Genomic DNA, 17,651 nt, shown 5'->3' on the forward strand with positions numbered 1-17,651 from the left:
TCAGGGGCGTCCACGGTTGCACGGACGGCCCGGGTTCGACCACTCAAGGGCTCATTGATCCCCGTCCGGCCGGTGTGATGTGATCACTCCGTGACCTTCACGCCGCAGCCGCTGGACTTCCGTTCCGACACCGTCACCCGGCCGGACGACACGATGCGGGCGGCGATGGCCTCCGCGGAGGTCGGGGACAACGTGCTCGAACGCGACCCGACCGTCGCCCAGCTCGAAGAGCGGGCCGCGCACGTCCTGGGCATGCCGGCCGCCCTGTGGGTGCCGAGCGGGACGATGGCCAACCTCGTCGCGCTGAGCCTGCACCTGCAGCGCGGCGACCGGTTCCTCGCGACGCGCGGCGCGCACGTGCTCGCCAACGAGCTGGGCTCGGCCGCGTGGCTGGCCGGCGGCATGCCGGAGGCGCTGGAGCACGACGGCGGCCCGGGCCGCCCTTCGCCGGGCACCCTCAAAGCGGCGATCGGACAACCCGGGCCGTACTTCACATTACGGACATCTCTGCTCTGCCTCGAGAACACGCACAACGCGGCCGGCGGCGCGGTGACCCCGCCCGACGAGCACGCTCAGCTGCTGTCCGTCGCCAAGGAAGCCGGGCTGACCGTGCACCTCGACGGCGCCCGGCTCTGGCAGGCCGCGGTGGCCTTGGAGGTGCCGCCGGCGGCGTTGACGGTCGGGGTCGACAGCGTGTCGGCCTGCTTCAGCAAGGGCCTCGGCGCGCCGGTCGGCTCGGTCGTCGCGGGCAGCGTGGACTTCGTCGAACGGGCCCGCCGGATGCGGCAGATGCTCGGCGGCGGCGTCCGGCAGGGCGGCGTCCTGGCCGCGGCCTGCCTGGTGGCCCTGGACCGCGTGCCCGACCTGGCCGCCTCCCACGAGAACGCGCGGCGGCTGGCCGAAGGCCTGAACGAACACGGCTGGCCGACGAACACGCCGGACACGAACATCGTGCTGGCCGAGGTGCCCGACGTCCCGGCGGCGCTGGCCTGGCTCGACTCGCTCGGCATCCGCACCGGCCCGATGTCGGGCAAGGTCCGGTTCGTCACGCACCGGGACCTGAGCGCGGCCGACATCGACGAAACCCTGCGCCGGATGGAGAAACAGTGAACTGGATCGTCTTCGACTACGGCGACGTGCTCAGCAAGCCGAGCGCGGCCCGGCCGGAGCTGGCCGCCAAGCTGGGCGCGCCGCTGCCGGCGTTCGAGCAGGCCTACTGGGACCTGCGGATCCCCTACGACGCGGGCAGCACGCCGCTGGAGTACTGGCAGGCGGTCGGCGACGCCGTGGGCCGGCCCGTCGACGAGGCGCTTTCCGACGAGCTGACCAGGATCGACGTCGAAGGCTGGGCGCACCTGGAGCCGTCATCGAAGGACCTGCTCGAAGCGCTGGCCGAGGCGGGCGCGTCGCTGGCCCTGCTCTCGAACGCGCCGTCGGTGTTCGGCGAGTGGGTCCGCGCGCAGGACTGGGCGCGGTTGTTCAAGGTGACGCTGTTCTCGGGCGACGTCCGGTGCGTGAAACCGGACGCGAAGATCTTCGAGCTGCTGCTGGAGCAGCTCGGGGCCGAGCCGGGCGACTGCCTGTTCTTCGACGACCGTCAGTCCAATGTGGACGGCGCGAAGGCGGTCGGGCTCAAGGCCCAGCTGTGGAACGGCGCCGAGGCGGCGCGGGCGTGGCTCGACTGAGCCGCCCGGCGCCGCTCCGGCGTCCCGCTCAGTAGCGGTTGATGCGCTTGGGGTCCTTCTTGCCGCTGATGGCGCCGTAGGCGGCCGTGCCGAGGAAGATCACGCCGCCGATGATGGCGATCCACAGAACAGCCTTGAACACGAAGCCGATCACGGCACCCAGCACCATGAACGCCACCCAGGCGACGATCAGGCCGCCGACGATCTTCCAGAACATGGCTCCTCCGATGTCTTCCCGTGGCCCCTCCGGCCCGGTGACTCAAGCGTGCCACCTCGGCCGGGGAAACTCCCCTCGGAAGAGCAACGTTCAGGGATGAATCAGGGTTCCCCCTGGCCCAGCCAGGCCCCCAGCCGGCGGACGCCCTCGTCGATGTCGCCGGCGCTTCCCGCGAAGGAGAAGCGCACGTACTTGCCGCCGTCGACGGGGTCGAAGTCGATGCCGGGGGTGATGGCGAGCCCGGTGTCGGCCAGCAGCCGCTGACACCAGCTGAGGCTGTCTTCGGTGTGGGCACTGACGTCGGCGTAGGCGTAGAAGGCGCCGTCGGCGGGGGCGAGCTTGTCGAGGCCGATGCCCTTCAGGCCGGCGAAGAGCCGGTCGCGGTTGGCGCGGTAGTGCTCGACGTGCGCGTCGGCCTCGGCGTACGCCTCGGGCGTGAAGGCGGCGATGGCCGCGTACTGCGAGACCGCGGGCGGGCAGATGGTGAAGTTGCCGGTCAGGACGTCGACCGCGCGGTGCAGGCGCTGCGGCACGAGCATCCAGCCGAGCCGCCAGCCGGTCATCGCGAAGTACTTCGAGAAACTGCCGAGCACCATCGGCTCACGGCCGAACTGCCATGCGCAGTCAAGCTGTTTCCATGCGCCCTCGGCGGGAAAGCGTGCCTCGGGCGGTGCACCGTAAGAGACACCGTGGTAGATCTCGTCGCTGATCAGCTGGACGCCGTGCGACGCGCACCAGCCGGTGATCGCGGCGAGCTCTCCGGGCGGCAGCACGGTGCCGGTCGGGTTGCTGGGGCTCGCGACGATCAGGCCGTCGATCGGACCCAGTTCGTCGAGCAGGGCCACGGTGGGCTGGAAGTTCGTCTCGGCGGTCGTCGCGAACTCGACCACCTCGCAGCCGAGCACGGACAGCAGGTTCCGGTAGGCCGGGTAGCCGGGCCGCGCCATCGCGACCCGGGCACCGGGGTCGAACGCGCTGAGGAAGGCCAGCAGGAACCCGCCGGACGACCCGGTCGTCATGACGACGTCCCGCGCGGAGACGTCGAGGCCGTACTTCCGCTGGTAGTGCCCCGCGACGGCGTCCCGCAGCTCGGGGACGCCGAGCTGCTCGGTGTAGCCGAGGGTGCCGCTCCGGAGGGCCTTCTCCGCGGCATCGAGCACGGGTTTCGGCGCGGGTGCGGACGGCTGCCCGGCGGCGAGCGACACGAGATCGCCGTGGCTGCGCTGCCGTGCTCCGGCCGCGGAAAGGACGTCCATGACGTGGAAGGGCGGCACGGCGGCCCGCAGCGCGGGCCCGGCGAAGGCTCCGAGGTCGACCATGCGGCCAGGCTAGCTCCCGGTCACCGAAAAGCCGTGAAGGCCTCCTTCCCGGCTCTTATGGCCGGTAAGGAGGCCTTCACGGCTTTTGGCTCAGTAGCCCTGGTAGGCGCCGCCGTGCGCCATGGCCTTGATGCCGGGCACGTTCCCGAGGCCGCCGTAGCGGTCGACCGAGTACTTCACGCCGGCGATGATGTTGTCGACCGGGTTGTAGATGTTGTCGTGCCCGGGCAGCTTGTGCGCGTTGAACGTCGAGTCGATGCACTGCATGAGCCCCTTGGACGGGTGCCCCGCGGCCGCGTTCGAATCCCAGTTGTTGATCGCGTTCGGGTTCCCGCCGGACTCGTGCTGGATGATCGCCCAGATGTTGGGGATGTCGGCGTCGGTCACCGGCACGCCGGCGGCCTGGAGCGCCTTGATGGCCTCCTGGATCCACTGCTGGACGTTCCCCGGGGGCGGTGAAGCGGGCGGGCCGCCGCTGGGGCCGAGGCCACCACCGCCGCCACCCCCACCACCGCCGCCTCCGCCCCCACCGCCGCCGTGGGACGCGCCGTTGGAGTGGATGCCGCCGGTGCTCTTGGGCGCCGCGGGGGTGCTGGCCGGCAGCGGAACCTGGTCGTAGCCGCCCTCGATCTGCTGGGACATCAGCTTCTGCGAGGCCTTGATCGCCGTGTCGGCCTGGGTCTGCAGCCCGGCCACGTCACCGTCGTAGCCCGCGGTGATGGTGTGGATGTCGGTCTTGGCCGTGGCGAGGATTTCGGCCGCGCTGGGACTCGGGGCCGGCTTGCCGTTGTCGACCGCCGTCTTGGCGTCGGCCAGCGCCTTGTTCATGGCTGTCTCGGCCGTGGTGTTGCGGTCGTTGACGGCCTTTTCCGCGGCCAGCTGCTTGTCCTGGACGGTCTTCTTGATCTGTGCGAGGTTCTGCTGCAGGTCGTCGAGGTCCTTGGCGACGTCCTCGAGGTGGGTCTGCACCTTCGTGCCGGCGTCGCGGACCTGGCGGACGTAGGTGAAGAACTGGTCCGCCGCCGGACCGGCCCACACCTTCGCGTCCAGCGCCTCGGTGGAGGTCTTCAGCGAGGCATTGTGGTCACCCGCGTTCTTCCCGGCGTCGCGGAACTGCGTCGCGGCGTCGGTGATTTTCTGCAGATTGACCTTTTCGACCTGGTCGACCTTCTTCATGAAGGCGTCCCAATTGTCCGGTGTTCCGGCGCCGACCCCGTTCAATGCCACTCTCGTGCCCCCTGCTCAGCTCATTTGTCGACGTGCAGCTTCAGGTCGCTCGCCCCGACCTGGTCGGTTTCGGCGATCAGGCCGGCGGCCTTGCGCATGGCGAACCCCAGCGCCTCCATGTGCTTGCCCGCGGCGTCGAACTGGCTGTGCACGCCGTCCTTGAACTTGCCGACCGCGCCGTGCGCGTCGCCTTTGTCGTCCATGCCGCCGAAGGGGCTTTCCTTCTCGTGGTCCAAGCCGGTGACCTTCCGCTTGGACTTCTCGAACTCGTCCTTCAGCTTCTCCACCTGGCCGGCCGCGATGGCCATCGAGTCGGTGTCGTAGACAGGCACGGTTCGTCATCCCCTTCGGAAAACTGGTGTCCGCCCGATCAGACGTCGTCACGACCAGGACGGTTCCCCGCATACTTTATGACGTCCCGCGCACGGTGCGTACCGATCTCCGCCAACTTCCACCCGGCGGGGCTCAGGCCTCCGCCATCAGCTCGCGGATCCGGGTCGCCAGCAGGGCGTTGTCCGCCGGCGTCACGGTCGCCCACTCGCGGCCGTCGCGGTCCTTGGCCACCTGGAACAGGTAGCGGCCCGCGTCCGTGTCGAAGAACGCCAGTACCCGGGGTGCCCGGTGGGCCATGCCGTCGCGGCCCGTGCGTTCCGCGCCGAACTGGCCGCGGGCTTCCTGGCCCAGCAGCATTCCCGACAGCTCCTGGGCCTGGAACAGCACCACGCCTTGGTCTTCCAACGCCGTGACCAGCGCCTTCGGGTCGCCCTTCGCGGCCGCGTCGGCCGCGCGCAGGGTGTCGTACGGGATGCTGACCGTCTGGCCGATGCCCGGGCCCAGGTCGCCCGTCACCGAGACCGCCGCCTCCGGCAGGCCGTCCTCCGTGGCCGGGATCAGCCAGACCTCGTCGTTGTCGAGCACCGCCAGGACCGCCTGGCCGCGGACGCTGACCGCGCGGCCGCGGATCTCGCGCTCCGCCCAGACCCACACGTCGATGCCGGACTGCGGGCGCGCCAGCAGGTGCAGCATGTCGGCGATCTCGCCGGACACGCGGCGGTTGCGGGCCAGGCGCCGTTCGCCCAGCGACGCCCACGCCGCGTCCACCAGCTCGAGACGTTCCGTGCGGGTTGTTCCCCCGCTCGGCACGTCCAGCACGACGTGCCGGCGGGGCAGTTCGAGCGACTCCCAGAGCACGTCGAACTCCAGCGCGGACAGCACCAGTGTCACGGTCAGTGCCCGTCCCCGTCGTGGTCACCGATCACGTCGTGCGAGACCATCCGCTGGTCGGCGAACAGGTCCTGGTCGTCGACGCCGAAGCGGCGGACGTGCTCGGCGTCCTCCTCCTGCGGCGCGGCCTTCGACAGGAACTTCGGATCTTCGCCCTTCTGTTTAGTGCCGATCTGCTCCGACTTCCGCAGCGCGGCCGCCTCTTCCTCGGGCAGCTCGCCGACCGGCAGCGGCCGCACCGGGCCCTTCGACTGGCTCTGGCCGCGCTTCTGGCGGTCCTTGTCGCCGGCGAGCGCGCCACCGGCGGCACCCGCGCCGACCGCCGCCGCGCCCGCGCCCAGCTCGCCCGGGGTCGCGCCCGGCTTCGCCGCGAACCCGCGTTCGGCGGTGAACTGCCCCGGGGCGATCGGGGCCTGCGGGGCGGATCCGACCGTGCGGCCCTTCGCCAGGAGGCCGTCCGCGCCGCGGTTCGCGCCGCCGGCCGAACCTTCGAGCCCGGTCACGCCGGCGCCGGACGCACCGCCGCCGCCGAGGGCCTTGATCGGCGACGTCGCCGTCGAGCCGGTGCCCGGACCGCCGGGCAGCTGGCCGGACCCGGCCGAACCCGGGGCACCCGGCGGGACGAAGGTGTTCGGGTCGCCGCCACCGGGCAGGCCCGGGTTGAATCCACCCGGCCGGCCGGGCTCCCCGGACGTGCCGCGGCCCGGCGCGTTGACCCAGCCGGGGCCGGGTGACGTCGGCGGCTTCGCGCTCGAGGGCGCCGTCGCCGAACTCGGCGTCGTGCCCTGGCTCACCGGGGCGGTCGCGCCGGTGTGCCGCGGCGGCGGCGCCACGGGCCGGGACGGCTGCTGCTGCTGCTGCTGGACCGGGGTGCCGTAGACCGGGGTCGGCGGATCGGCGTGGACGGTGTGCGACACCGGCTGCACCACCGGCGGGTCGACGTGCACCGACCGGACCTTGTCCGACGCCGGCCGCACGCTGCCGTCCGGGGTGACCGCGACGGACGCGGCGGCGACGTCCAGCACGCCGGGCGTGACGCCGGGCGCGGCCAGCTTCAGCGACTCCGGGTCGGCCAGCGACTGCGTCGAGAGCAGGTTGGTGCCGCTGTCCTGCGCGTACTCGTTCAGCGCCTGCGTCGCCTGCGCCTTGGCGTTGTTCGCGGCCTCGACCTGCCGGGCGTGGTCGGTCTCGAAGCCGATCAGGCTCAGCAGCAGGCCGTCGCCGAGGGTGTAGCCGCCCGCGCCCTTCCGGACAGTTTCGGCGTCCGGGAGCTTGTACTTGGTGCGGTTGAACGCCTCACCCTGCTCGAACACCATCTCCGCGGCGTGCGCGACCTTCGTGGTGGCGTCCTGGGAGAACCCGGCCTGCTCGGTGAGCACCTGGCTCGCCGCGCCGCCGGCCTGGCTCTGCCACTCGACGCCGAGCTTGAGCAGCTGGGCGCGCAGCGTCTGGTCGGTGTGGGCGAGCGCCGTCGCGACGGCTTTCAGCGCGTCGACGGCGGTGCCGATGCTGCCGGTGCCGTCGCCGGTGATCATCCGCGTGATCTGGTCGGCGATCGCGGTGTTGGTCCAGCCGTCGAACCGGTGGTCCTGGATCCCGGCCGCGAGCTCGGAGAATTCCACGCGCCCTCCCTAGTTGCGTGACTTCAAGGACTGCAGCGCCAGGTCGGCGGCGTGCGCCGACATGTCGCACAGCTGCGGCTGCGTGAGCTGGCCGCGGGTGATGGCGAAGGTCTGGACGGCCAGCGTCCGGCCCCTCGCCACGCCGACGAGCGTTTCGCAGTCGGCCGGTTCGCCGGCCGCGCGGTAGTTCGTCAGCGCCGGATAACCGCCGATGTTCTTCGGTTCGGTGGTCATGCTGTTCTTCTTGCGGGCGCCGGTGATCCACTGCTCGAGGTCGGACGACACCGCCCGCACGTGGTAGGAGTGCACCGGCTCGGCGCCGTCCGCGTCGAACACGCAGGTCGGCCCGTCCTGCTCCGGCGCTTCCCGGGGCGTGCTGGTGATCTTCAGCGCGTCGAGCTGCACCTGCGGGAAGACGTCGCACAGGTTCACGCCCTGCAGGGTCAGTTCGGCGGGCCGTTGCGGCAGCTGAGCCGCCTTGGCGCTCTGCGACGCCGCGGTCGCGGCCGTCTCGACCGGGTAGGGGGTGCCTTCGGTGCCCGCCGAGCAGCCGGCGAGCGCCGCTGTGGCGAGCACGCCCCCGGTGATCCGCAAGGTCCGGTTACGCACCGTGCTTGCCGCGGTCACCGAACACCGCCGCCTTCTCGTCTTCGCTGACCTGGTAGTCCTTCGCGGCGTCACGCAGCTGCGAGACCAGGCGCTTGAGACCCGCGACGTACTCGCGGACCTGGCCCGCGTAGGAGCGGTCGCCGTCGGCGATCAGGGAGTTCCAGGCGGCCATCGACTGGGTGCTGATCACGTCGGCGGACGGCGCGTCGATCCGCAGCTCGCCGAGCCGCGTGAGCAGCTGGTCTTCGAGGGCGTTGGCCTGTTCTTCGACGATCCGGGCGACGGCGAGGACCTTGTCCGGGTGGACCAGGACGTCCGCGGCGGCCGGCGCCACCGGGACGGCCGTGCTGAGGTCGTACGAGGGTCCTGACAATGCTCTCCCCTGACGTGAAACCGACAGTGACCGGCCGACTCCTCAAGAGGCTACCAACCTGGGTGTAGCAGCAGCCTGAGTTTGGACGAAGTTCGTCCCCCGCCGGTTCCCGCGATGCGTCAGTTCACGCGTTCTGCTGCGCCACCGGGGCGCCGACCTCGCCGTTCGCTGCCTTGAGCGCGATGTCCGTGCGGTGGTGCGAGCCCGCGAGGTGCACCTTCTCCACGGCTTCGTACGCGTGCTTGCGCGCCGACTTGAGCGTCTTGCCGGTGCCGACGACCGACAGCACGCGGCCGCCGGAGGACACGACCGCGCCGTCGTCACGACGCCGGGTACCGGCGTGCAGCACACCGTCGATCTCGCCGCCGGTGATGACGTCGCCGGTGCGCGGCTTGCCCGGGTAACCGTCGGCGGCGATCACGACGGTGACCGCGGCGCCGCCGGACCACTCCAGCGGCGGGTGCTCGGCGAGCTTGCCGGTGGCCGTGGCCTGCATCAGCCCGGCGATCGGCGTGCGCAGCAGGGCCAGCACGACCTGGGTCTCCGGGTCGCCGAAGCGGCAGTTGAACTCGATGACCTGCGGGCCCTCGGACGTCAGCGCGAGCCCGGCGTAGAGCAGGCCGGAGAACGGCGCGCCGCGCGCGACCAGCTCGTCGGCGACCGGCTGGACGACCCGCTCGACCAGGTCGTCGACCAGGTTTTCGGGCGCCCAGGGCAGCGGGGCGTAGGCACCCATGCCGCCGGTGTTCGGGCCGGCGTCGTCGTCGCCGACGCGCTTGAAGTCCTGCGCGGGCAGCAGCGGCACGACGGTGTGGCCGTCGACGAAGCAGAAGAGCGAGGCCTCCGGACCGTCCAAAAAGGACTCCAGGAGGACCGGGTGGCCGCCGTCGAGCAGCATGATGGCGTGCTTGCGGGCGACGTCGTAGTCGGTCGTGACAACGACGCCCTTGCCCGCGGCGAGGCCGTCGTCCTTGACCACCCAGGTCGGGCCGAAGCGGGCGAGCGCGGCGTCGAGGCGGGCCGGGTTGTCGACCACCTCGCTGCGCGCGGTCGGCACGTTCGCCGCGGCCATGACGTCCTTGGCGAACGCCTTCGAGCCTTCGATGCGGGCCGCCGAGGCCGACGGGCCGAAGCAGGCGATACCGGCCTTGCGGACGGCGTCGGCGACGCCGGCGACGAGCGGGACCTCGGGCCCGATCACCACCAGGTCGGCCTGCCAGCTCTTCGCGAGGGCGGCGACCGCGTCCGGGTCCGCCGCCTCGACACCGAGCTGCTCGGCCATCGCGGCCGTCCCGGCGTTGCCGGGCGCGCAGGCCAGGGCGGTGACCGTGGGGTCGCCGGACGCCGCGAGGACGAGAGCGTGCTCACGGGCGCCGGAGCCGATTACCAGTACGCGCACGCCGCACAGCGTATCCGGACGGCTCCGCGCCGGACATCCCGCCGTCCCCGGGACGGGTGTCCACGTGTCGTTTACCGCGCTGACCGCCCAGGTACGACCTTCGGACGCTTGCGGCCGTGAGGGTGACGCGAGTAGTCAGGGCACACCCTGTGAAAAGAGGTCACCAGATGAAGCGCAAACGTGTCGGCGTCCTGGCACTCGCCGGACTGGCGTTGCTGAGCGTCACCGGATTCGCGATCGGGTCGGCGAACGCGGCCGAGACCGGGTCCGCCGATGCGGCCGCGCACGGGCGGGGTCACGATGATCCCGTGATCATCGGACACCGCGGCGCGCCCGGGTACCGGCCGGAGCACACGCTCGCCTCGTACGAGCTCGCCTACCGCCTCGGCGTCGACTGGGTCGACGTCGACCTCGTGCCCACGAAGGACGGCCAGCTGGTCGCCCGGCACGAGCCGGAGATCGGCGGCACCACCGACGTCGCGCGGCACCCGGAGTTCGCGTCCCGCAAGAAGACCCTGGTGATCGACGGCGTCTCGACGACCGGCTGGTTCACCCAGGACTTCACGCTGGCCGAGCTGAAGACGCTGCGCGCGGTCGAGCGGATCCCGGTCAACCGGCCGCACAACACGCTGTACAACGGGCGCTATCAGATCGCCTCCTTCCAGGAGGTGCTCGACCTGACCAAGCGGCTCGGCAAGCAGCTGCACCGGACGCTCGGCACCTACCCCGAGGTCAAGCACTCGACGTTCTTCCAGTCGATCGGCAACCCGATCGAGCCGAAGCTGGTCTCGGCCCTGAAGCGCAACGGCCTCGACCGGCCGGACGCGCCGGCGATCATCCAGTCCTTCGAGGTGTCGAACCTGATCGCGCTGCACAAGCAGGTCCGGACGCCGCTGCTGCAGCTGACGTCGGCGACCGGCGCCCCGGCGGACTTCGTCGCGAGCGGTGACAAGCGGACGTACGCGGACATCGTCTCGGCGTCCGGGCTGAAGGACGTCGCGAAGTACGCGAAGTACCTCGGGCCGGACAAGAGCCAGATCATCCCGCTGGACGCCGCCGGGAACCTGACGAAGCCGTCCGCGATCGTCGCCGACGCGCACAAGGCCGGCCTGAAGGTGCAGCCGTACACGTTCCGGAACGAGAACCCGTTCCTGCCGGCCAACCTGCGGTCCTCGGCCGAGCCGGACGCCTACGGTGACGTGTTCACCGAGGAAGCGGCGTTCCTCCAGGCGGGCGTCGACGGCTTCTTCGCCGACCAGGCCGACACGGCGCTCGAGTCGCTGCACACGTTCCTGGGCCGGTAATCCCTTTGCCGTGAGGGGCACCTTCAGGGACTCTTCGTCCATGAAGGTGCCCCTCACGACGTTCTCCGGCGTGGTGCTGGTGAGCCGCGGCGACGAGACGCTGGTGTCCGAGGCGCGCGGGTTCGCGCATCGCGGCTACGGCGTCGAGAACACCGCCGACACGCGGTTCGCGATCGCCAGCGGCACCAAGGGGTTCACCGCGCTGGTCGTCGTCGGGCTGATCGCCGAGGGACGGCTTTCGCTGGAGACGACGGCCCGCTCGATCCTGGGCGCCGACCTGCCGTTGATCGACGACGCCGTGACGGTCGAGCACCTGCTGACGCACACCTCCGGCATCGGCGACTACTGCGACGAAGAGGCGGATCCACCGCCGACTCCGCTGCTCGCCACCTCCGCCGACTACCTGGGCGCGCTCGACGGCTTTCCGCAGAGATCCGTGCCCGGCACGGAGTTCCGGTACAACAACGGCGCGTTCGCCGTCCTCGGCCTGCTCGCCGAACGGGTCGCGGGCCGGCCGTTCCCCGACCTCGTGCACGAGCGCGTCTGCGCGCCCGCCGGGATGACCGACACGGCGTTCCTCCGGTCGGACGCGCTGCCCGGCCGGACCGCCACCGGCTACCTGGAAGACGGCCGCACCAACGTGTTCAGCCTGCCGGTCGCGGGCTTCGGCGACGGCGGGATCTACAGCACCGCACCGGACATCCGGAAGTTCTGGCCCGCGTTCCTCGGCGGCCGGATCGTGGCGCGCGAGTGGGTGACCCGGATGCTGCGCCCGCACACGGACCGGTACGGCCTCGGCTTCTGGCTGCCGTGGCCCGGCGCCGTGCGGCTGGAAGGCGGCGACCACGGCGTCTCGTTCCGGAGCACGCACGCGAACGGCACTACCGCGACGCTCATCTCGAACCACCACCGGGGCGGCGGACCGCTGCTCCGGCAGCTGGACGAGTTCTTGACGAAGCCTTGACACCCCTCGCCCACCAGGGCTAACTTCGGCGAATTCAATGGTCTGGCCGCATACCTTTCAAGAGGTGCCCGATGGATGTCTCCGACCAGCAGACCACTCCCGACCACGATCCCGCCCAAGACGACGACTCCGCGCGCTTGCACCAGCTCGGCTACGCGCAGGAGCTCAAGCGGACGATGTCGGGGTTCTCGAACTTCGCCGTCTCGTTCACCATCATCTCCATCCTGTCCGGTTGCCTGACGCTCTACGGCTTCGGTATGAAGACCGGCGGGCCGGCCGCGATGATCTGGGGCTGGCCGCTCGTCGGGATCTTCGTCATCCTGGTCGGCCTCGGCATGGCCGAGGTCTGCTCCAGCTACCCGACCGCGGGCGGGCTGTACTACTGGGCGGCGCGGCTGGCGCGGAAGAACGGCCCCGCGTGGTCGTGGTTCACCGGCTGGTTCAACCTCGTCGGGCAGATCGCCGTCACCGCGGGCATCGACTTCGGCGCGGCCCTGTTCCTCAACGCGTTCCTCGACCTGCAGTGGGGCTTCTCGGCGACCCCGGGGCACACGATCCTGCTGCTTGCGATCATCCTCGTGGTGCACGGCCTGCTGAACACCTTCGGCGTCCGGATCGTGGCGATCCTCAACAACGTCAGCGTGTGGTGGCACCTCATCGGCGTGCTGGTGATCGTCGGCGTGCTGATCATCGTGCCGGCCAAGCACCAGGACGCGTCGTTCGTCTTCGGCAGCTTCGTGAACCAGACGGGCTGGGGCTCGGCGTTCTACGTCTTCGCGATCGGGTTGCTGGTCGCGCAGTACACGCTGACCGGTTACGACGCGTCGGCGCACATGACCGAGGAGACCAAGAGCGCGGCGACGGCCGGGCCGCGCGGCATCGTGATGTCGATCGTCGTCTCGCTCGTCGCGGGCTGGATCCTGCTGATCGGCCTGACGTTCGCGATCCAGGACTACGCCGGCGAAGTCGGCTCGGCCACCGGCGTCCCGCCCGCGCAGATCTTCATCGACGCGACCGGCGCGGTCACCGGCAAGTTCCTGCTGCTGATCTGCATCGGCGCGCAGCTGTTCTGCGGCATGGCGTCGGTGACGGCGAACTCGCGGATGATCTACGCGTTCGCCCGCGACGGCGCGATCCCGGGGTCGAAGTTCTGGCACAAGATCAACAAGCGGACGCAGACGCCGACCAACGCCGTCTGGCTCGGCGCGGGCGGCGCGCTCATCCTGGCGCTGCCCTACCTGTGGAGCTACACCGCCTACAGCGCGGTCACGTCCATCGCCGTCGTCGGCCTGTACGTCGCGTACGTCATCCCGGTGTTCCTGCGGGTCCGGCAGGGTGACGACTTCGAGCGCGGGCCGTGGCACCTCGGCCGCTGGGGCAAGCCGGTCGGCATCATCGCGACGGTCTGGGTCGTGCTGATCTTCGTGCTGTTCATGCTGCCGCAGGCGTCCCCGGTGACGGTGGACTCGTTCAACTACACACCGATCGCGTTCCTCGTGGTGCTCGGCGGCGCGGGTCTGTGGTGGGCGCTCTCGGCCCGGAAGTGGTTCAAGGGCCCCAAGGTCCAGGGCTCCGAAGCCGAACTCGCGGCCGTGGAACAGGAACTCAAGGAACTCGGCTGACGCTCGGTGCAAGTTGTCGTGAGTGTTTAGGGCGGTTCTAACCGCCCTAAACACTCACGACAAGCCGCGGCAGACTCAGGAAGTCCGGGCTTCCCGTGCCGGGACGGAGTCCTCGACCCGGACCTCGTGGCCCGGGCGGACCACCGTGACCGCCACCGCGCCCAGGGCGCCGACCGCGGCGAAGGCGTAGAAGCCCCACGGGTACGCGATTCCGGCCGTCAGCAGCGCGCCGCCGAGGAGCGGGCCGGAGATCGCGCCGATCCGGCCGATGCCGGCGGACCAGCCGAGGCCGGTCGCGCGGATCGCGTCCGGGTAGACGCGGCCGATGTAGGCGTACACCAGCACCTGGGCGCTGAAGACGAAGCAGCCGGTCAGGAACACCGCCGCATACAGCCCGACCGCCGGCAGCCGCACGCTCAGCAGCGCCAGGAACACGGCACCCGCGATGAACCAGACGCGCGCGGACGGCCGGATGCCGACGCGGTCGGCGACCCGGCCCGCGACGAGCAGGCCCACGATGCCGCCGACGTTCAGCGTCAGCAGCAGGCTGAGCGCGGCGCCGAGCGGGTAACCGGCCTGGCGCATGATCTCCGGCAGCCACGTGTTCAAGCCGTAGACCAGCAGCAGGCCCATGAACGACGTCACCCAGAACGCGATGGTGGCGCGCAGCAGCCCGCCGCGGAACAGGCCGGCGACGGCGTGCCCGGCCGACCGCTCGGTCTCGCGGACCCGCTGGAACGACTCGGACTCCGGCAGGAACTTCAGCATAAGCGGGATCAGCACCACCGCGGGCAGGGCGCCGGCGACGAACATCGCACGCCAGCCCAGCGGCGAGATCAGCACGATCGCCAGCAACGCCGTCAACACCGCGCCGACGTGGTAGCCGGTCATCACCGTGGTCGTCGCGCTGCCGGCCTTGCCGCGGCGCGCGTACTCCGTGACCAGCGTGATCGCCGTCGGCAGGCAGCCGCCGAGGCCGAGCCCGGCGACGAAGCGCAGCAGGCCGAAGATGAACGTCGAGGGCGCGAACGCGCACAAGAGCGTGCACAGCGAGAACAACGCGACCGAGATGATCAGGGACTTCCGGCGGCCGATGACGTCGGTGATCGTGCCGATCGCCAGCCCGCCCAGCATCATCCCGGCGAGGCCGACCGTCGAGACGACCGACGCCGTGGCCGGTGTCAGGCCCCAGACGTGGTCACGCAGGAGCACGGGCAGCACGGAGCCGAGCACGACGAGGTCGAACCCGTCGAGCAGAACGGCGGTCCAGGCCAAGGGCACTACCCAGGAACGGGTGCCAGGGGACATGGGGAACCTCCGGATGTGCGTCGGTGCACGTCATCCGCACAAGTGTGCGTAGTGCGCACAAGTATGCACATCCGGTTTGCCGTAATCCAGGTCGCTTCCATTCACCGGAAGGCAAGCGCAAGCCGTCTACCTGCGCGAAGATCACGCGCGTGGAGATCCTGGTGCTCATGGGCGTGCTCGCCGGTTCGCTGGCGCTGACGGCGATCGCGCGGCGCTACAACCTGTCCGCGCCGCTGCTGGTCGTGGTGGTCGCCCTCGGGGTGGCGCTGATCCCCGGCGTGCCGCGGCTGGAGCTGGAGCCGGAGCTCGTCCTCACCGTCGTGCTGCCGCCGTTGCTCTACTCGACGTCACTCGAAAGCTCGTTGACGCACTTCAAGCGCAACCTGCGGCCGATCGTCGCGCTGGGCGTGGTGCTGGTGGCCGTCACGGCGGTGGTCGTCGCGGTGGTCGTGCACCTGCTGCTGCCGGACGTGCCGTTCGCCTCGGCGCTGGTCTTGGGCGCGGTCGTGGCGCCGCCGGACGCCGTGACGGCGGTGGCGATCGGCCGCAAGCTCGGGCTGCCGCGGCGCGTGATGACCGTGCTGACCGGCGAAAGCCTGGTCAACGACGCCGCCGCGCTGACGCTCTACAAGGTCGCGCTGGCCGCCGTCGCCGGCACCGCGGGCTCGGCCGGGCACGGCGTCGCGGTGTTCGGCGTCGCGACCGTGCTGGGCATCGGGGTCGGCCTGGCGATCGGCGCGCTCGTCGTCGGGATCCGGCGGCTGCTCGACGACCCGCTGCTGGAGTCGGCGTTCGGGATCATCGTGCCCTTCGGCGCGTACGTCACCGCCGAGCACCTGCACCCGTTCGGCGAGGAGTTCAGCGGCTCCGGCGTGCTCGCCGTCGTCGCCGCGGGCCTCTACCTCGGCCATCGCTCGCTCTACGCGTCACCGGCGACGCGCATGCAGGACAGATCCGTCTGGGCGTCGATCGACGTCCTGCTGGAGGCGCTGGTGTTCGCGCTGATGGGCCTGCAATTGCCGTTCGTGCTCGACGACGCGGCGCACGCGGCCCGCGACAACGGCACCCTCGCGCTGGTGGCGCTGGCCGTGCTCGCGGTGACGATGCTGGTGCGGATCCCGGCGGTGGCCCTCTTCGCGTACCTGCCGAAGACGTTGCGGCTGTTCGGCCAGGTCCGTCGGGCGCCCGACTGGCAGACCATCGCGGTGATCTCGTGGACCGGCATGCGCGGCGTCGTCACGCTCGCGGCCGCCGCCGGTGTCCCGGCCGGCACACCGGGGCGTGAGGAGATCCAGCTGTTCGCGTTCGCGGTGGCGATCGGCACGGTGCTCATCCAGGGCCTCACGCTGCCGCCGCTGATCCGGGTGCTGAAGGTGCAGGACCCTTCGGAGACCTCGCGGGACGAGGCGGAGGAACTCGCGGCCCGCGAGGTCGCGCAGAAGGCGGCGCACGCGCGGCTGCACGAGATCAGCCGCGACCGGCTCGCCCAGCTGGACCTGCCGCCGGAGAAGGTCCAGCGCCTGAAGGAGCGCCTCGAACGGCTCGTCGACACGCGCTACCGGTTCGCCAAGGCGGCGATCACGCTGTCCGGCGAGGACCGCACCGGCAGCCCGCAGGCGCAGTTCGCGAAGGCCCGGCGCGAGCTGCTGATCACCCAGCGCAAGGCGATGATCGAGGAGAACCGCGCGGGCCGGCTCGACGACGAGATCCTCGGGAAGATGCTGCGTGAGCTGGACCTGGAGGAGCTGTCGGTGTCGACGACGCTCACGAACCGATTGAGCTGATCACCTCCCAGGTCCGTCGCCGCTCTTCGGACGAGCGGATGCCGGTCTGCGACACGAGGACGTCGGTCGCGCCGGCGTCGTAGTAGCGCTGAAGCCCGGCCAGGACGGTCTTCTCGTCGCCGATGATCGCCAGGTCCGCCGGATGATCGACGCCTTCCGCGGCCAGGATCCGTTGATACGACGGGATCTGCGCGTAGAACCCCATCTGTTCGACGGCGAGGGCGCGCACGGCCTCGGGGTCATCGGTGACGATCGCGGGCACGGCGGCGAGGATCCGCTTGCCCGCGGGCAGGTGAGGCACGATCTGTTCGGCGAGCGCCCGCGGCCCGGCGAGGAACGGCAGCGTCCCGTCGGCCAGCTCACCGGTGACGCGCAGCGCCTGCGGCCCCATCGCGGCCACGATGATCGGCACGTCACCGCCCACAGTGGACAGTCCGGGCGCGTGGGCCTGGACGGTCTCGCCGTCGAAGTCGACCTCCTCGCCGGTGAAGACCTTCTTGAGCACGGTCAGGTACTCGCGCAGGTGCTTGATGGGCGGCGGGTACTCGACGCCGTAGACGGGCCCGAGAAAGCCCTTCGAGCCGAGCCCGACCCCGAGGGTGAACCGGCCACCGGTGGCGGCGTGGGCGGTCTGCGCCGCGTTCGCGACCACCAGCGGATGCCGCGGGTAGATGGGCACCACGGAGGTGCCGACCTCGAGCCCGGGATTCTCCCGCCCCGCGAGCGCGGCGACGGTGATGGCGTCCTGGCTGAGCGGAAGCTGCGAAAACCAGACGGACTTGAGCCCGGCATCGGCGGCTTGCCGCACCTGTTGCAGGAGTTCGTCGACGAGGTTGGGCGCGGAGGCGGTATCGCCTGAGGGAAGCGTGACTCCGATGGTCATGCGTTCCAAGTTAGCGAGCGATGCCACCGGTTTCCGGCTTCTCAGCGCTTGAGAAGCGGACTTATCCACAATGGGTTCGGTTGTCCACAGATTTCGTCCGGACCCGTTTTC

17 protein-coding genes are annotated in these 17,651 nt (G+C 70.8%); 6 read left to right on the forward strand and 11 right to left on the reverse strand.

Annotation, left to right across the window (positions count from 1 at the left end; translation table 11 throughout):
- Positions 1–90: 90 nt before the first annotated feature.
- Positions 91–1,110: a threonine aldolase family protein gene (locus tag OHS18_RS29305; protein ID WP_328613082.1), complete on the forward strand. Its 1,020-nt coding sequence runs from the start codon at positions 91–93 to the stop codon at positions 1,108–1,110.
- Entirely contained in the window at positions 1,107–1,685 is a 579-nt protein-coding gene (locus OHS18_RS29310; protein WP_328447212.1) for an HAD family hydrolase, read from the forward strand. Before OHS18_RS29305 ends, OHS18_RS29310 begins: the two co-directional genes overlap by 4 nt.
- A gap of 28 nt (positions 1,686–1,713) precedes the next feature.
- Here OHS18_RS29310 and OHS18_RS29315 read toward each other — a convergent pair whose 3' ends face one another.
- The 9 genes from OHS18_RS29315 to purD form a co-directional block, all read right to left on the reverse strand.
- Positions 1,714–1,902 carry a hypothetical protein gene (locus tag OHS18_RS29315; protein WP_247059237.1) on the reverse strand — a complete coding sequence of 63 codons (189 nt, stop codon included), beginning with the start codon at positions 1,900–1,902 and terminating at the stop codon, positions 1,714–1,716.
- Positions 1,903–2,003: 101 nt separating this feature from the next.
- Positions 2,004–3,221 carry a pyridoxal phosphate-dependent aminotransferase gene (locus tag OHS18_RS29320; RefSeq protein ID WP_328613083.1) on the reverse strand — a complete coding sequence of 406 codons (1,218 nt, stop codon included), beginning with the start codon at positions 3,219–3,221 and terminating at the stop codon, positions 2,004–2,006.
- A gap of 90 nt (positions 3,222–3,311) precedes the next feature.
- Positions 3,312–4,448, reverse strand: a complete 1,137-nt coding sequence (locus OHS18_RS29325; RefSeq protein WP_442875283.1) for a transglycosylase SLT domain-containing protein — start codon at positions 4,446–4,448, stop codon at positions 3,312–3,314.
- A gap of 20 nt (positions 4,449–4,468) precedes the next feature.
- Positions 4,469–4,780 carry a hypothetical protein gene (locus tag OHS18_RS29330; protein WP_328447206.1) on the reverse strand — a complete coding sequence of 104 codons (312 nt, stop codon included), beginning with the start codon at positions 4,778–4,780 and terminating at the stop codon, positions 4,469–4,471.
- Positions 4,781–4,913: 133 nt separating this feature from the next.
- Complete coding sequence (locus tag OHS18_RS29335; protein WP_328613085.1) at positions 4,914–5,672, reverse strand: ESX secretion-associated protein EspG; 759 nt, start codon at positions 5,670–5,672, stop codon at positions 4,914–4,916.
- A gap of 2 nt (positions 5,673–5,674) precedes the next feature.
- On the reverse strand, positions 5,675–7,294 hold the full coding sequence (locus OHS18_RS29340; RefSeq protein WP_328613086.1) for a hypothetical protein: 1,620 nt from the start codon (positions 7,292–7,294) through the stop codon (positions 5,675–5,677).
- 9 nt (positions 7,295–7,303) lie between these two features.
- Positions 7,304–7,870, reverse strand: a complete 567-nt coding sequence (locus tag OHS18_RS29345; RefSeq protein WP_328618598.1) for a DUF3558 domain-containing protein — start codon at positions 7,868–7,870, stop codon at positions 7,304–7,306.
- Positions 7,871–7,895: 25 nt separating this feature from the next.
- Positions 7,896–8,237: a hypothetical protein gene (locus OHS18_RS29350; protein ID WP_442874523.1), complete on the reverse strand. Its 342-nt coding sequence runs from the start codon at positions 8,235–8,237 to the stop codon at positions 7,896–7,898.
- Positions 8,238–8,400: 163 nt separating this feature from the next.
- Positions 8,401–9,675 carry a phosphoribosylamine--glycine ligase gene (gene purD, locus OHS18_RS29355; RefSeq protein WP_328447199.1) on the reverse strand — a complete coding sequence of 425 codons (1,275 nt, stop codon included), beginning with the start codon at positions 9,673–9,675 and terminating at the stop codon, positions 8,401–8,403.
- 167 nt (positions 9,676–9,842) lie between these two features.
- Here purD and OHS18_RS29360 point away from each other — a divergent pair, with 167 nt between their 5' ends.
- The 3 genes from OHS18_RS29360 to OHS18_RS29370 all read left to right on the forward strand — a co-directional run bounded on the left by OHS18_RS29360 (position 9,843) and on the right by OHS18_RS29370 (position 13,565).
- Positions 9,843–10,979, forward strand: a complete 1,137-nt coding sequence (locus OHS18_RS29360) for a glycerophosphodiester phosphodiesterase (RefSeq protein ID WP_328613087.1) — start codon at positions 9,843–9,845, stop codon at positions 10,977–10,979.
- A gap of 40 nt (positions 10,980–11,019) precedes the next feature.
- A complete protein-coding gene (locus tag OHS18_RS29365; protein ID WP_328613088.1) occupies positions 11,020–11,943 on the forward strand; it encodes a serine hydrolase domain-containing protein in 924 nt (307 codons plus the stop codon).
- Positions 11,944–12,014: 71 nt separating this feature from the next.
- Positions 12,015–13,565 carry an amino acid permease gene (locus OHS18_RS29370; RefSeq protein ID WP_328613089.1) on the forward strand — a complete coding sequence of 517 codons (1,551 nt, stop codon included), beginning with the start codon at positions 12,015–12,017 and terminating at the stop codon, positions 13,563–13,565.
- A gap of 75 nt (positions 13,566–13,640) precedes the next feature.
- Here OHS18_RS29370 and OHS18_RS29375 read toward each other — a convergent pair whose 3' ends face one another.
- The gene (locus OHS18_RS29375; RefSeq protein WP_328613090.1) at positions 13,641–14,873 is read right to left on the reverse strand and encodes an MFS transporter; all 1,233 of its coding nucleotides are present in this window, start codon (positions 14,871–14,873) and stop codon (positions 13,641–13,643) included.
- 149 nt (positions 14,874–15,022) lie between these two features.
- Here OHS18_RS29375 and OHS18_RS29380 point away from each other — a divergent pair, with 149 nt between their 5' ends.
- Positions 15,023–16,657, forward strand: a complete 1,635-nt coding sequence (locus OHS18_RS29380; RefSeq protein WP_328613091.1) for a Na+/H+ antiporter — start codon at positions 15,023–15,025, stop codon at positions 16,655–16,657.
- Here OHS18_RS29380 and OHS18_RS29385 read toward each other — a convergent pair.
- Positions 16,638–17,540: a TIGR03564 family F420-dependent LLM class oxidoreductase gene (locus OHS18_RS29385; RefSeq protein ID WP_328613092.1), complete on the reverse strand. Its 903-nt coding sequence runs from the start codon at positions 17,538–17,540 to the stop codon at positions 16,638–16,640. The genes OHS18_RS29380 and OHS18_RS29385 overlap by 20 nt on opposite strands.
- Positions 17,541–17,651 lie beyond the last annotated feature (111 nt).

It is taken from the genome of Amycolatopsis sp. NBC_00355 (assembly GCF_036104975.1).
In the GTDB taxonomy this organism is placed as follows: Bacteria; Actinomycetota; Actinomycetes; order Mycobacteriales; family Pseudonocardiaceae; genus Amycolatopsis.

Excerpts from the sequence above, each read along its gene's own strand:
- OHS18_RS29315 (WP_247059237.1), bottom strand. The coding sequence starts at position 1,902 with ATGTTCTGGAAGATCGTCGGCGGCCTGATCGTCGCCTGGGTGGCGTTC.
- OHS18_RS29320 (WP_328613083.1), bottom strand. The coding sequence starts at position 3,221 with ATGGTCGACCTCGGAGCCTTCGCCGGGCCCGCGCTGCGGGCCGCCGTG.
- OHS18_RS29360 (WP_328613087.1), top strand. The coding sequence starts at position 9,843 with ATGAAGCGCAAACGTGTCGGCGTCCTGGCACTCGCCGGACTGGCGTTG.
- OHS18_RS29365 (WP_328613088.1), top strand. The coding sequence starts at position 11,020 with ATGAAGGTGCCCCTCACGACGTTCTCCGGCGTGGTGCTGGTGAGCCGC.
- OHS18_RS29370 (WP_328613089.1), top strand. The coding sequence starts at position 12,015 with ATGGATGTCTCCGACCAGCAGACCACTCCCGACCACGATCCCGCCCAA.
- OHS18_RS29375 (WP_328613090.1), bottom strand. The coding sequence starts at position 14,873 with ATGTCCCCTGGCACCCGTTCCTGGGTAGTGCCCTTGGCCTGGACCGCC.
- OHS18_RS29385 (WP_328613092.1), bottom strand. The coding sequence starts at position 17,540 with ATGACCATCGGAGTCACGCTTCCCTCAGGCGATACCGCCTCCGCGCCC.